Annotated in this window: 11 protein-coding genes and 1 pseudogene; 2 read left to right on the top strand and 10 right to left on the bottom strand. The window is 34.8% G+C overall.

Annotated elements, in window-relative coordinates; genetic code table 11:
- Positions 1–1,441: potassium-transporting ATPase subunit KdpA (locus Megvenef_RS02550; protein ID WP_322776422.1), on the bottom strand; the 1,441-nt coding region annotated here is incomplete at its 3' end.
- Between the two features lie 170 nt (positions 1,442–1,611).
- On the opposite strand from Megvenef_RS02550, the gene Megvenef_RS02545 reads away from it, so the two are divergent.
- On the top strand, positions 1,612–2,088 hold the full coding sequence (locus Megvenef_RS02545) for a TlpA family protein disulfide reductase (RefSeq protein WP_322776432.1): 477 nt from the start codon (positions 1,612–1,614) through the stop codon (positions 2,086–2,088).
- Here the strand turns inward: Megvenef_RS02545 and tilS are convergent.
- The 9 genes and pseudogenes from tilS to Megvenef_RS02500 all read right to left on the bottom strand — a co-directional run.
- Positions 2,026–2,766: a tRNA lysidine(34) synthetase TilS gene (gene tilS / locus Megvenef_RS02540; RefSeq protein ID WP_322776431.1), complete on the bottom strand. Its 741-nt coding sequence runs from the start codon at positions 2,764–2,766 to the stop codon at positions 2,026–2,028. The genes Megvenef_RS02545 and tilS overlap by 63 nt on opposite strands.
- Positions 2,766–4,343: a class I SAM-dependent methyltransferase gene (locus tag Megvenef_RS02535; RefSeq protein WP_322776430.1), complete on the bottom strand. Its 1,578-nt coding sequence runs from the start codon at positions 4,341–4,343 to the stop codon at positions 2,766–2,768. The genes tilS and Megvenef_RS02535 overlap by 1 nt, the downstream gene beginning before the upstream one ends.
- Positions 4,344–4,365: 22 nt before the next feature.
- Positions 4,366–5,139, bottom strand: coding sequence for an outer membrane protein (locus tag Megvenef_RS02530; RefSeq protein ID WP_322776429.1), 774 nt, complete (start codon positions 5,137–5,139; stop codon positions 4,366–4,368).
- A 246-nt stretch (positions 5,140–5,385) separates the two neighbouring features.
- A complete protein-coding gene (locus Megvenef_RS02525; RefSeq protein ID WP_410519749.1) occupies positions 5,386–6,729 on the bottom strand; it encodes a class I SAM-dependent methyltransferase in 1,344 nt (447 codons plus the stop codon).
- Positions 6,730–6,956: 227 nt separating this feature from the next.
- A complete protein-coding gene (locus tag Megvenef_RS02520) occupies positions 6,957–8,303 on the bottom strand; it encodes a class I SAM-dependent methyltransferase (protein ID WP_322776427.1) in 1,347 nt (448 codons plus the stop codon).
- 244 nt (positions 8,304–8,547) lie between these two features.
- Positions 8,548–11,199, bottom strand: a complete 2,652-nt coding sequence (gene mutS, locus Megvenef_RS02515; protein ID WP_322776426.1) for a DNA mismatch repair protein MutS — start codon at positions 11,197–11,199, stop codon at positions 8,548–8,550.
- 268 nt (positions 11,200–11,467) lie between these two features.
- Entirely contained in the window at positions 11,468–12,391 is a 924-nt protein-coding gene (locus Megvenef_RS02510; RefSeq protein WP_322776425.1) for a S49 family peptidase, read from the bottom strand.
- The gene (locus tag Megvenef_RS02505) at positions 12,375–12,521 is read right to left on the bottom strand and encodes a hypothetical protein (RefSeq protein WP_322776424.1); all 147 of its coding nucleotides are present in this window, start codon (positions 12,519–12,521) and stop codon (positions 12,375–12,377) included. Before Megvenef_RS02505 ends, Megvenef_RS02510 begins: the two co-directional genes overlap by 17 nt.
- 49 nt (positions 12,522–12,570) lie before the next feature.
- Positions 12,571–12,876: pseudogene (locus Megvenef_RS02500) on the bottom strand (TlpA disulfide reductase family protein); the annotation flags it as partial.
- A 341-nt stretch (positions 12,877–13,217) separates the two neighbouring features.
- Here Megvenef_RS02500 and Megvenef_RS02495 point away from each other — a divergent pair.
- A partial coding sequence (locus tag Megvenef_RS02495; RefSeq protein WP_322776422.1) for a potassium-transporting ATPase subunit KdpA occupies positions 13,218–14,658 on the top strand: 1,441 nt, incomplete at its 3' end.

Genomic DNA, 14,658 nt, shown 5'->3' with positions numbered 1-14,658 from the left:
TTGCTAGTGCGGTCATATAATTAAAATAATCTGTAGATATATTAATCCCAGTAAAACTTGATCCATTATTAGCAAAACATGAAGCAAAGTTATAAGTAATATCAGTAACTGCCTGTGATCCATGATGTGTTATTAAATTTTGAGAAGAGGGAATAAGGAGTGTAATAGCTGTAAAAAGCAGTACACCAACAGGCATAACAAGAAATACTATGATAACATAATTTATTTCGTTAAGAGCAATCCTCTTGCCGAAGAAATTTGCTGCTTCTCCTGTAATTAAACCTCGCAGAAATACAGCGACCATAAGGTAGGATAACATAGCAAAGAAGCCCGATCCAATTCCTTCGATAATGAATTTGCTTATAATCAAATTGGAAAAAAGAACTAATGTGCTCAAGGGCGAGTAGTTTTCTAGGCATGCATTGGGTGATCCATCGGAGCTCATGGTAATAGAAAGTGCCCACATTAGAGATGGAAATTTGTCATATATTAATTCTTTTCCTATGTAATTAAAATTGTCGATTAGGCTATTATCACCAAGGATATAAGGTAACCCATAGCTAGTTTCTCCAAGATTAATAACGAACAATGAAGTGATCATGACGAAGACTACAACACAATATAGTGCCCAGCTTAATCGAAGCGAGCCAAGCAAAAATCCATAAGTAAAAATCATAGCAACTGGTAACGTTATAACTAAAATCAAACAAAACATTACAGCTTCTCTTGAAGGTGATTCAAAAGGATGGGCTGAAGCGCTTGCAAATAAAGATCCTCCATTTGCAACTAAGTTTTTTATTGCAACTTGTCCTGCAATTGGACCAATATACATTTGTTCACCTATACCATCAATGTTAGTAAAAGAAAATGTGCCCAGGAAGTCATGCGGTAGGCCAAAACTTATAAGTGTAACTGCAGCAAATAGGGAAAATGGCAATAGAATAAATAATAAAGCCCTTAGGAAATCGTCATAGAAATTACCAATGAATGGGTTGTGGCTATTGATTATGCCTCTAATAAAAGCAATAAAAACTGCAATGCCTGTAGCTCCAGAAAGAAAATTTTGCGCTGTCAGAGCAAAAATATGAGCGAACATACCTAGCTCTTTTTCTGGGTTATGACTTTGCCAGAAAGTTCCAGTCATAAAGGAGACAGATGCATTTAACGCAGAAGAAAAGCTTATTTTTTCTATTGCTGGCGTAAAAAACGGAAATAAATCTTGATAATATATAATTAAGAAAGTTGAGATCATGCATATTATATTAAAATACATGAGGGTCAAGAAGTAGTCTTGCCAGTTTTGACTTTCCCACCGAGCTCGTTTATTTTTTAATTGTTCATGCTCTGCATGCTCATACCTGTATATAAAAGCTATATATTTACCAAACAATGGTGCAATAATAGTTATTATAGTAAAAAAAACTAAAGCTTGAAGAATCATTTTAGTGCTTAAAAGATACTGGAGTATCTTCTTTTGGAAGCCATAGAGGTTTTTTTAAGCCGCAGCTAGATAACATAAATAATGCTAGCAATACAAAAACTGGTTGTTTCATTTTATTTTTAACTATAGAAATATTGAAGTGATATATTAAATTATGCAGGAAACTTGCTTTGAATAAAAGATATTTATACCTTATTGGTCTGGTTTTGCTTGTTTTTCTTGCGCATATTGTTAGAGCTGAGAAACTGATAGTTACAAAGCATGACGAGTTTCTTGACACGGATACTAATTTTTTTGATTCCGAGGGGAACAAAGTTTATCTAGATCAGTATGAAGGAAGCACTATATTGCTTGTTTTTTGGGCTACTTGGTGTGGTAGTTGTGTAGGTGAACTTCCATCACTTGATAATTTACAAAAAGATTTTCGTAAACTACCATTCAAAGTTATAGCCGTTTCAGAAGATTATCAAGATTTATTTCCGTTTTTTACGCCAGCAATAGAAAAAATAAGCTTTTCTTCTGCGTTAAATGCATCTGTCTCCTTTATGACTGGAACTTTCTGGCAAAGTTGGCTTACCTACGGCTTATTTGATAAACGCAGAAGGAAAGATAAAATACATATTCAACGGGGTTGTAAAGTGGCATGACAATGATGTGCGACAAATGATACTTGCGCAAATAGAAGGAAACTTGCCGTTGCCTAAGAATACTTTTAAAAGTGCCTCGTTAAATAAACAGGTTGGAAAAGCCAAAAGATTGGAAGAGTCCTCTAGCCATTTTATATTTAAGCTATTTAGATAATCAATTAATTCAGACTTCAAAAATGATGATAAAGGCCTAATAACCTGGGTATTATTATAAAAAAAACTATTTGAATAGCTAAGGCCCAATATGCTGCTTTTTTTATTTTTACGCATTAAATACGTCTCAAGCATATCATCTAAATGGTGAGCAGTTAACAGTATGTTTATACCAAATTCATGGCATTTTTTGCTGATCATACTATAGCGTGCGTCCCTAGCTCTTTCTTGAATTGCCACTTTATTACCGCCATTATCCCAGGACAATTCATAAAATTCATGACCAAGCCCCGATGCTGCAATTTTGACAAACTCAATTTCTTCAGACGACTCTGGGCGTAAGTTATGGTTAACACTAAAGACTACAAGACGAATTTTTCGAGATTTAGCCCAGGTGGATGTAAGGTGTAGTAGTGCAATAGAGTCAGACCCTCCAGAAACGCTTAAGGCGACTCCATTGGAAGTCGCCTCACTTATTTCTGATAATAGAGGATTGATACTCTTATCAAACCTCTTCTGCATCATTACTCAAAAACCCCAAAAGTTGATAACCTTGTAATCGTATTATCAAGATATACCACAAGTTCTTTCCTAACTTCTTTAGGATCCTCAATTTTTATATTATCTTTATTTACAGTAAGTTGTCCATCAGCCACTTCTTTGACTAAATTATCAAGAATTTGCTTCTTAGTATTTTTACCATCCATATATTTAAGAGCAAAACGATCAAATATATCGATACCTACTGGAGCATGGTTAAAACCAGTAATCCAAGTGCTGCTAGTATTGTTCACCTGATATAAAGCCAAATTACTTAATGTTGGTTTTTCAAGATTTACTTTAGACTTATCTCTTTCAAATAAAGAAATTTCCATGTACCCCTTCATTACTAGATTCATAGCACTACTGAGCAAATCAGCTTCTATCTGAGCCTTGCAATCATCCTTAAAAAACTTACTAGCTTTTTCAGCAATAGTTCCAAGTTTCAAAGGATACCCCTTATATTCAACAAAAACATAAAGCGCAGCTTTTAAGCATGGAGAAGATGAGGACACATACCGATTTTCATCACCCTTAAAGAAGAATTTTATAACTTCATTACTCTCTAAATTTTTTTGATTAAAAGGTTTCTCAGGAACAATATCGAGCGAAATAGCAAATTCTCTAATATTATCATTATTCAACGCTCTATTTATTGCTACATTACCATGGCAAAGCAACGTGCTTCTAAACCTTCTATTATTAATAAAATCTAGATATTGCTCAGTTTTTACTATGTCATTTAAACTTTGCAATTTCTCAACTACTGATGGCTTCATGTTTCCTAAATACATCGTTGATAGAGCCACATCTGATAGATATTGCAAACCTTGTTTTGCAGCATCTGCCATAAAATCAGTAAAATAGAACTGCTTATTATTATCTTCAAGGTATTCGTGCCTGATATAGTGATCACGTTGTTTTGATAATAACTCAGCTTCCTGAGATAACATTTTTGCATATGGAGTATCTTGCCCTTCTAAACTCTCTTTTACAAAAGCAAGCAACGCACGCGCCTGGGCAATTTTATCAAGTGGAGAAACAAAACTCTTTGCATGATACATCATCATATCTCTAACGGTTCTGATCATATTCCAGCCAGGAAGAGTATTATAACTAATGTATGCTATACCGTTCTCTGATAAATTTTTATTACAGATCTCAAAGATTTTATCTTGTACAAATTCTGGAACCCAAGAAAAAACGCCATGACAAATTATATAGTCAAACTTACCAAATGACTCATCAACATCGGTAATAGAGCAATGCTTAAGCTCAATATTTTTTAGCCCCATTGCCTTAATATGCTTCTGACCATCCTCAACTTGTACTTTAGACAAGTCTACGCCTACATAATACCCCTTAGGATAATGTACTGCATGAGGAATAAGATTTCCACCAGCCGCGCTTCCAAGCTCTAAAACTCTAGCCGTTTCAATCTTCGGAGGATTCATTCCAAATAACTTGCCAAGAGTAGCTAATTTTTCAGGGCTACTTTGTATATAAGGATAGCTTTCATATGGCATTTCATCGTATGCATATATTTCTGTTGTATTTGTCATAATCTAAATAATTCAATTTTTATTAAACCGGGATCTTGAATGTAAATCCAAGGGTAAACTCACCAACACCAATCGTTTTCTTAATTGGCTTTTGAGCCACAAACGATTGTGTTTGGATATCGAAAGTATCATATTTCACTTTAATATCATTTACAACCTGTAACTTCGCACCAAAATCTACGCTTATATTTTCGGATAAATCTCTAGCTATCCCTCCACCTGCCTGCCATGCAAAACAATTTACAGTATTTTTTGTGATTCTAAAAAATTCAAATTTATTACCAAGACCGATAGGAGCTAAGGCATCAGTGGTGGTAATGGTAGGCCTTATAGAAAGTCTTGCTATACCCGCACCCAAAATTACATATGGCTTTAATTTAGCGAATTGCTCGCTAAATTCGTATATAAAATTTGCTGTATATACATTAGCAGATACCTTGGTCCTACCAGGGGTCCTCGGAATATTTGCTACAACAATTCCACCGAAGGTAACTGGTTTTACAGGCAATAAATATGTAAGTCCATATTTTGGTTGGTATGTTCCAGAAATTTCTACCATCATATTGGGGTAAAAACTATAACCAATGCGTCCCCCAACCATTGTTGACTGCTTTAACCTAAACTTTGCATCAGTATCTTTATCTACAAAACTTTTTACTATTGGTTCAGAAAGGCCTAATTCCGTTCCAATATATATGTACCTATCTTCTGCATTATTTGCACATGCAGTGCTTATTGAAAACAAAATTGTACTTGTTAGTAAAGCAGCCCTTACGCCTCGCGTGACTATTTTCATAAAACCTTTCTTAATTAATAAATAAGCCAGAAAATTAGTCTTGGATTATATATAACAAAATTTTTCGGTCAAATAAAAATAGCATTACTGACAAACATTACAAATTCAGGTCTCCTTACATCGTCATACCGGACTTGATCCGGTATCTCAGGCAATGAAAAAGGAGATCCTGAAACAAGTTCAGGATGACTGCGTTGTATTCAGAGTTATAAGAAATTTTCTTCTAAATGACAATTCCAAAACAAATTAATAAAGTGACGCAATAGAAACCTTCTTGTTCCTAAACAGCAACGCCCCAACTTCTTCCATTACTGGGAAAATCCTATTTAACTCACCAAGAAATTCACTGTCGCTTACTTTCTTACCAAGATCTTTTTCAATTGCTTTATGAATCTCTCCGAGAGATTTGTCTCCGCTTATCATACTTCTGAATAAATGCTCAGTGTATTGAGAAACAGAAATATTAATCGACACATCAGCAAGAAAATCTGATTTAAATGAGAAAGCTATTCTTGAACCCATAAGACCCTGATTATTTTTTATATAATCCGAAATTTGTGCTGGAAGATTACCAATTGTATAAATATATGGAATATTATCCATATCAGTTACTTTTGCCGTCGGTTTTTTCTTCTTAGAGACATAAAAGCTATGCTTAATAATAGATCCACACATAATTTCACATACTGCTTGCTGCTTCCACTTATCCATTGCCTTAATTTTTTTCAAAAACTCAGGATCCTGAAAATAAGTTTCAGGTTTTAGCATTATTCTGCTATGGGGTGAATTATAATCAACAAAATTCAAACCAGCTTTTTCAACATATTCATACAGTTGAGGTACGGTATAAGCTCTATCTTGTTTATGCAGAAACATATCATACATACCAACATCACCATGATTAATATGGTCTGCAAGCAATTCCGCCCCTCTCTTATACCAATTAGTATTTGGTAAGGCATTTACAACTGCCCAACCATTCTTCACTTCTTCTTGGCGGGAAGTAATGCCTTCATTTACCATTCTAAGCATATCCTGTATTTGATAAACTCCGGTTCTTCCGTATTGAGCATACACCATGATTCCCATACCTCCATCATCGGTAAGGGAATCTGCAAGCACTTTCAATCCATCATCTGGTGATTCAAGATGGTGTAAAACACCTGTACATGTTATATAGTCAAATTTTCCTAGTTTAAGCGCTGGGATGTTTAATATGCTATCATGTATCCATGTTATATTAGTAAGGCCACGATATTCCGCCCTCTTCTGGGCAATAGCCATAGAGTTTTTACTAAAATCTAAATAAATTACTTCAGCATCAGTATCTTTTAACTGCTCAGCTAAATAAACCGTAGAATCTCCAGTCCCTCCCCCGGCAATCAGAACACGAAAACCCTTTTTAAAATCTTTCTTACCCTCAAAAAGCCAGTGATTAATTTCACCAAGATAGTCGCCATAAACTTTAAGTATTCGCGTTTTGTCATCTTCAGGATTTCTAAGCGGATAAGGATAATCTAAATAATGTTCTTGAACTTCCTTTAAGCCTTTTAAGTCTTTTGTTTTTACAGTTTTTTGTTTTGTTGTCATAATAATTTTCAATGAATTTTTTCTTACATGAGACTTTGTACTAGATTGCATAGTAATAGTCAATATTATGACATAAATTTAATTAAAATTACTAATGTTATAGTCATACCAGGCAAATATGGTAAACCTAGACTTGATAAAGTATCTCAAGTAACAAAAGAAATTTTTGAACAAAAGAAAGGCAGACGTAGCATAATTAAGCTCAGCATTACAATCAAAAAAATTAATTAACAAAACTGCGCAATATTAATCTTTTTGTTTCTTTGCAAAAACACTCCAACTTCTTCCAATACTGGAAAAATCCTATTCAATTCGTCAAGGAATTCGCTGTCGCTTACTTTCTTACCAAGATCTTTCTCAATTGCTTTATGAATCTCTCCTAGAGATTTGTCTCCGCTTATCATATTTCTGAATAAATGCTCAGTGTAGTGAGAAACGGGAATACTAATCGACACTTCAGGAATATCATCTGATTTAAATGAAAAACCTATACTCGAACCAATACGACTCTGATTGATTTTTATGTGATCTGCAATTTTCAGAGGAATGTCATGGATTATATAAATGTATAGAACATTATCCAAATCAGTTATTTTTGCTATTGTATTTTTCTTTTTAGAAACGTAAAAACTATGTTTAACAATAGAGCCACACATAATTTCACATACGGCTTGCTGCTTCCACTTATCCATTGCCTTAATTTTTTTCAAAAACTCAGGATCCTGAAAATAAGTTTCAGGTTTAAGCATTACTCTACTATAAGCTGAATTATACTCAACAAAATTCAAACCAGCTTTTTCAACAAACTCATACAATTGAGGCACTGTGTAAGCTCTATCTTGCTTATGCAGGAACATATCATACATACCAACATCGCCATACGGACCAAGATCACCACTCAATTCCGCTCCCCCTCTCTTATACCAATTAGTATTTGGTAAGGCATTTACAACTGCCCAACCATTCTTCACTTCTTCTTGGCGGGAAGTAATGCCTTCATTTACCATTCTAAGCATATCCTGCATTTGATAAACTCCGGTTCTTCCGTATTGAGCATACACCATGATTCCCATACCTCCATCATCGGTAAGGGAATCTGCAAGCACTTTCAATCCATCATCTGGTGATTCAAGATGGTGTAAAACACCTGTACATGTTATATAGTCAAATTTTCCTAGTTTAAGCGCTGGGATATTTAATATGCTATCATGTATCCATGTTATATTAGTAAGGCCACGATATTCCGCCCTCTTCTGGGCAATAGCCATAGAGTTTTTACTAAAATCTAAATAAATTACTTCAGCATCAGTATCTTTTAACTGCTCAGCTAAATAAACCGTAGAATCTCCAGTCCCTCCCCCGGCAATCAGAACACGAAAACCCTTTTTAAAATCTTTCTTACCATCGAAAAGCCAATGGTTAATCTCGCCAAGATAATCGCCATAAATTTTAAGTATTCGCGTTTTGTCATCTTCAGGATTTCTAAGCGGATAAGGATAATCTAAATAATGTTCTTGAACTTCTTTTAAGCCTTTTAGATCTTTTGTTTTGCCAGTTTTTTGTTTTGTTGTCATAATAATTTTCAATGAATTTTTTCTTACATGAGACTTTGTACTAGATTACGTCGCACTGGTCAATATTTTGATATAAGTTTAACATATTCCTACCAGGGAAAAATGGTCGCCTAAACTCAGGGCGTCGCTAATAATTCATTATGCTAAACTTGATTCAGCACCCTCTTACAGTTACATGGATCTTGAGTCCAGCTCGTGATAACTAGTTTTTACATAAATCTCGAGTTAAGCTCAGCATGGTCTACTAAGTAATAGATTTAAGAAAATACATTATGTCTAGCGCTTCTCTTGGTGACAATTTGTCTGGATCTACTTTGCTTATCTCATCATACAGTTTTTTATGCTCTTCTGAACTTGGGTTTAATGCAAATAAATTCATATTATGCGATTCATCCTTAAGTACTTTTTTACCAGACTTCATAGAATCTTTTTCTAATTTGTTTAGCAGTTCCTTTGCCTTCTGGATAACTGACTTTGGCAAGCCAGCAAGCTGTGCAACGTGAATACCGTAAGATCTATCTGCCGAACCTTTTTTAATTTTGTGTAAAAACAAAATATGTTCACCATTATCGTCAATATCAACTGTGTAATTCGCTAGACTCGGTAAAATTTCTTCCATTGCAGTAAGTTCATGATAATGGGTAGCAAATAAACAACGCGCTCTTATTTTATCATGTATATGCTCAAGCACCGACCAGGCAATTGCAACACCGTCATAAGTTGACGTACCACGACCTACTTCATCTAATATAATGAGCGATTGATGGGTAGCTTGAGCGAGAATCGCAGATGTTTCAAGCATTTCCAGCATGAAAGTAGATTGACCTCTGCCCAAATCATCACCAGCCCCAATACGACTAAAAATTTTATCTACTATACCAATTTCAGCACTAACCGCTGGAACAAAAGAACCCATTTGAGCAAGTATTGAAATAAGAGCATTTTGCCTTAAAAAAGTACTTTTACCGGCCATATTTGGTCCCGTAATGAGCCATATTCTTTCATCCATAGACAATTGACAATCATTTTGAATAAAACAATCATTAGATTTGGCCAAAACCCTTTCCACCACCGGGTGCCTACCTCCTATTATGCTAAAAACCAAGTCTCCAGTTAATTTTGGTCTACAGTAATCATACTTCTTGGCAGTAAACGCATAGCTACAGTAAACATCAAGCTGACTCAAGGCATTCGCTAAAGTTAATAACAACTGATGATTATCAATAACTTGCGAGCATATTTTGTCATATAATTCTTGTTCCAAATTAACAACAAGAAGCTTTGCATTGACCATATTGCTTTCAAGTTCCTGCAACTCCGACGTGGTATATCGAATTGAGTTTATAGTGGTTTGTCTGTGAATAAACTTATCATCCACAATTTTATTTGCATGCCTTGAGGTGATCTCAACAAATAAACCAATTACGTTATTATTTGTAATTTTAAGCGAGTCTATTCCAGTTTCCTTGCGATATTTATCTCGAATTTGTTCTATTTTACTGCGCCCATTATCTAATAAATCATGCAGTTGGGAAACTTTAGGATGATAATCAAGTTTGATAATTTTTCCATCAGAAATCGAGTTCGAAGCATCTTCTCGAATAGACTCATCGATAATTTCATATAATGAATGCAAACCAATTAGTGGCTTTATGATATTTTCTATATTTTCATTTATGCCTAAGCCTTTTAAATTTACAAAATCTGCCATAATTTTTTCTGCTATCTCAATCGTGTATTTAATACTAAGGAGATCTTTGGGAGTGCTTCTACGCATATTAATACGAGTAATACAACGCTCAAGGTCACCCGTTTTACTTAAGGATTTGCGAACAGCCTCAGTTAGCAACATATTGTCATAAAAAAATGCAGTAGTCTCTAATCGCTTGTTTATAGCCACAATATCCAAAAGTGGCGCTAAAATATATTGATAAAGCAATCTACTTCCTGCCTTTGTTATAGTTTCATCGATGCAAGAAAATAAACTACCTTTTAATCCACCATTTTGGACATTGGTAATTTCTAGATTTCGACGCGTTGAGGCATCAATGCTCATGAATTTAAAGTAATTCAAAATTTTTGGCTTAGGCAACTTCGGCATATTCTCTTTTTGGGTTAGCGATACATACTCTAATAAACTACCAACAGCGGAAACCCCAGAACTACTTAGGTTGCCTATGGCAGATAAATCGCTAATTTTATAAAATTCTAGAATAATCTTTTCGCATTTAGCAATAGCATAAAAACTGTCAACTTGGAAAGAGATCATCTTGCTAAGTTGCCCTCCTATTTTTGATGCTAGTTCATTTGATCGATATTTTTCAGCCAGTAAAACTTCTTTTGGCGAAAGCCTTGCAATCTCGTTTATTATTTCAGCTTCTGGAATTGTAATCACTGAGATTTCAGAAGTTGACAGATCAACAGAAGCAATTGCTGCTGATTTGTTTTCAACAGCTATACTAACCAAATAATTCGGTGTACCTGCCTCCAGCAAAGATTCTTCGATAATTGTGCCAGGAGTAATAATTCTTGTAATAGACCTATTAACAACGGCCTTATACCCCCCTCTCTTTTTTGCTTCCTCTGGCGTCTCCATCTGATCACAAATAGCTACCTTAAAGCCTTCTTCAAGCAATTTATTGAGATAATTAAACAAAGCATGATACGGTACACCACACATAGCAATCTCACTTTCCCCAGTCTTACCTCGTTTCGTAAGAGCTATACCAAGAACTCTACTGGCTGTGATAGCATCTTCATAAAACAGTTCATAAAAGTCTCCCATTCTGAATAACACTAAACATTCAATATTAGCAAACTTGATATCCAAATATTGCCTCATTACTTGCGTAGCATTTGGGTAATTATATTTTTCTTTAAACTGCTCTAGATGCATAATTTTTGAATTATTCAGGATTTATTATTAACGTATTTATATTTAACAGATAGGTCTGGAATTATAAGGTGATCCGCTTAGGCAACATAGGTCATACCTGGCTTGATCCGTGGTCTTCTTCCAATCGTATAAGATCCTGAAACAAGTTCAGGATGAAAGTATTTTATTCCAGGATAACTGCCGCGTATAAAAATACAATCATACCGGACTTGATCCGGTATCTTCTTATGCTCAACAAAATCCACAAGTCAACCTCAGGATTTTTTTATCAAAAAATATCAAACTTACTTTGTATAAGCTTTTTTTCAGCTGACTCGATGAGGCTACTCGCTAAATTATCAGTAAATTCTTTGGACTGAAGGCTTACACCAAAACGCTTCTTAAACCAAGATTGTTTTTGTTCTATATACTCGATTTTTACCTCATCGCCAAATTTTTCTTGAATAAATGAGTACAAACTATCTATGCCATCGACCAAACCATAATCAAGCGCTGTTTGCCCAGACCAAAATTCTCCATTAAAAATTATTTCATCAGTTTGAGTAAGCTTTCCACCTCTTCTTTCTTTTACAGTATCGATAAAATGGTCATGAATATCTTTCTGAATCTTTTTGATAATTTTTACATCCGACTCTTTTTCAGGCTGGAATGGGTCAAGGACAGATTTCGTCTTACCCTGTGTATATACTCTTCTTTCAATTCCAAGCTTTTCTATAGCCTCATGAAAACCAAAGCCAGCTGCTATAACACCTATACTTCCTACAATAGAACTTCTATTCGCAAAAATTTTGTCTCCAGCACACGCTAACCAGTACCCTCCTGAAGCAGCCACATCCTCTATAAAACTATATACCGGAATATCTTTTTCTTTAGCAAGTTCTATTATTCTGCTTGCTATTAATTCCGATTGAACTGGTGAACCGCCAGGCGAATTTATGGCAAGACAAACAGCTTTCAAACGTTCAGTCTTAAACATTTTTTCGATCAATTTATTAAGTGAGCAAAGCGTAAGTCCGGATTTCATCGCCCCTACTTTACCTATGACCCCATCGAGTCTAAGTACAGCAATTACAGGTTTTGTCCCTCCAAAACCAAAAGTTAATACCGAGATCAACTGATCAATTTTACCAAAACGCCTATTTGTTGCATCCTCTCTTGTGCTAGTAATTGTATTACTATTCCTGTTTTTCACTTGGAACCTCTTCATTTTTCACCTCTTTATTATCATTTTTTACTTCAGCTGCAGTTACCTCTACTACCGTTTTTTTGGCTTTTCCAACCTGTTTATTTAACGAGGCACTTTTAAAAGTATTCTTAGGCAACGGCAAGTTTCCTTCTATTTGCGCAAGTATCATTTGTCGCACATCATTGTCATGCCACTTTACAACCCCGTTGAATATGTATTTTATCTTTCCTTCTGCGTTTATCAAATAAGCCGTAGGTAAGCCAACTATGCCAGAAAGTTCCAGTCATAAAGGAGACAGATGCATTTAACGCAGAAGAAAAGCTTATTTTTTCTATTGCTGGCGTAAAAAACGGAAATAAATCTTGATAATCTTCTGAAACGGCTATAACTTTGAATGGTAGTTTACGAAAATCTTTTTGTAAATTATCAAGTGATGGAAGTTCACCTACACAACTACCACACCAAGTAGCCCAAAAAACAAGCAATATAGTGCTTCCTTCATACTAATCTAGATAAACTTTGTTCCCCTCGGAATCAAAAAAATTAGTATCCGTGTCAAGAAACTCGTCATGCTTTGTAACTATCAGTTTCTCAGCTCTAACAATATGCGCAAGAAAAACAAGCAAAACCAGACCAATAAGGTATAAATATCTTTTATTCAAAGCAAGTTTCCTGCATAATTTAATATATCACTTCAATATTTCTATAGTTAAAAATAAAATGAAACAACCAGTTTTTGTATTGCTAGCATTATTTATGTTATCTAGCTGCGGCTTAAAAAAACCTCTATGGCTTCCAAAAGAAGATACTCCAGTATCTTTTAAGCACTAAAATGATTCTTCAAGCTTTAGTTTTTTTTACTATAATAACTATTATTGCACCATTGTTTGGTAAATATATAGCTTTTATATACAGGTATGAGCATGCAGAGCATGAACAATTAAAAAATAAACGAGCTCGGTGGGAAAGTCAAAACTGGCAAGACTACTTCTTGACCCTCATGTATTTTAATATAATATGCATGATCTCAACTTTCTTAATTATATATTATCAAGATTTATTTCCGTTTTTTACGCCAGCAATAGAAAAAATAAGCTTTTCTTCTGCGTTAAATGCATCTGTCTCCTTTATGACTGGAACTTTCTGGCAAAGTCATAACCCAGAAAAAGAGCTAGGTATGTTCGCTCATATTTTTGCTCTGACAGCGCAAAATTTTCTTTCTGGAGCTACAGGCATTGCAGTTTTTATTGCTTTTATTAGAGGCATAATCAATAGCCACAACCCATTCATTGGTAATTTCTATGACGATTTCCTAAGGGCTTTATTATTTATTCTATTGCCATTTTCCCTATTTGCTGCAGTTACACTTATAAGTTTTGGCCTACCGCATGACTTCCTGGGCACATTTTCTTTTACTAACATTGATGGTATAGGTGAACAAATGTATATTGGTCCAATTGCAGGACAAGTTGCAATAAAAAACTTAGTTGCAAATGGAGGATCTTTATTTGCAAGCGCTTCAGCCCATCCTTTTGAATCACCTTCAAGAGAAGCTGTAATGTTTTGTTTGATTTTAGTTATAACGTTACCAGTTGCTATGATTTTTACTTATGGATTTTTGCTTGGCTCGCTTCGATTAAGCTGGGCACTATATTGTGTTGTAGTCTTCGTCATGATCACTTCATTGTTCGTTATTAATCTTGGAGAAACTAGCTATGGGTTACCTTATATCCTTGGTGATAATAGCCTAATCGACAATTTTAATTACATAGGAAAAGAATTAATATATGACAAATTTCCATCTCTAATGTGGGCACTTTCTATTACCATGAGCTCCGATGGATCACCCAATGCATGCCTAGAAAACTACTCGCCCTTGAGCACATTAGTTCTTTTTTCCAATTTGATTATAAGCAAATTCATTATCGAAGGAATTGGATCGGGCTTCTTTGCTATGTTATCCTACCTTATGGTCGCTGTATTTCTGCGAGGTTTAATTACAGGAGAAGCAGCAAATTTCTTCGGCAAGAGGATTGCTCTTAACGAAATAAATTATGTTATCATAGTATTTCTTGTTATGCCTGTTGGTGTACTGCTTTTTACAGCTATTACACTCCTTATTCCCTCTTCTCAAAATTTAATAACACATCATGGATCACAGGCAGTTACTGATATTACTTATAACTTTGCTTCATGTTTTGCTAATAATGGATCAAGTTTTACTGGGATTAATATATCTACAGATTATTTTAATTATATGACCGCACTAGCAA

Origin of the sequence: Candidatus Megaera venefica, assembly GCF_034554655.1 — a bacterium.
Lineage (GTDB): Bacteria > Pseudomonadota > Alphaproteobacteria > Rickettsiales > Rickettsiaceae > Megaera_A > Megaera_A venefica.
The sequence above is the reverse complement of the archived record's forward strand: the minus strand, read 5'-3'. Positions and strand labels throughout refer to the sequence as shown.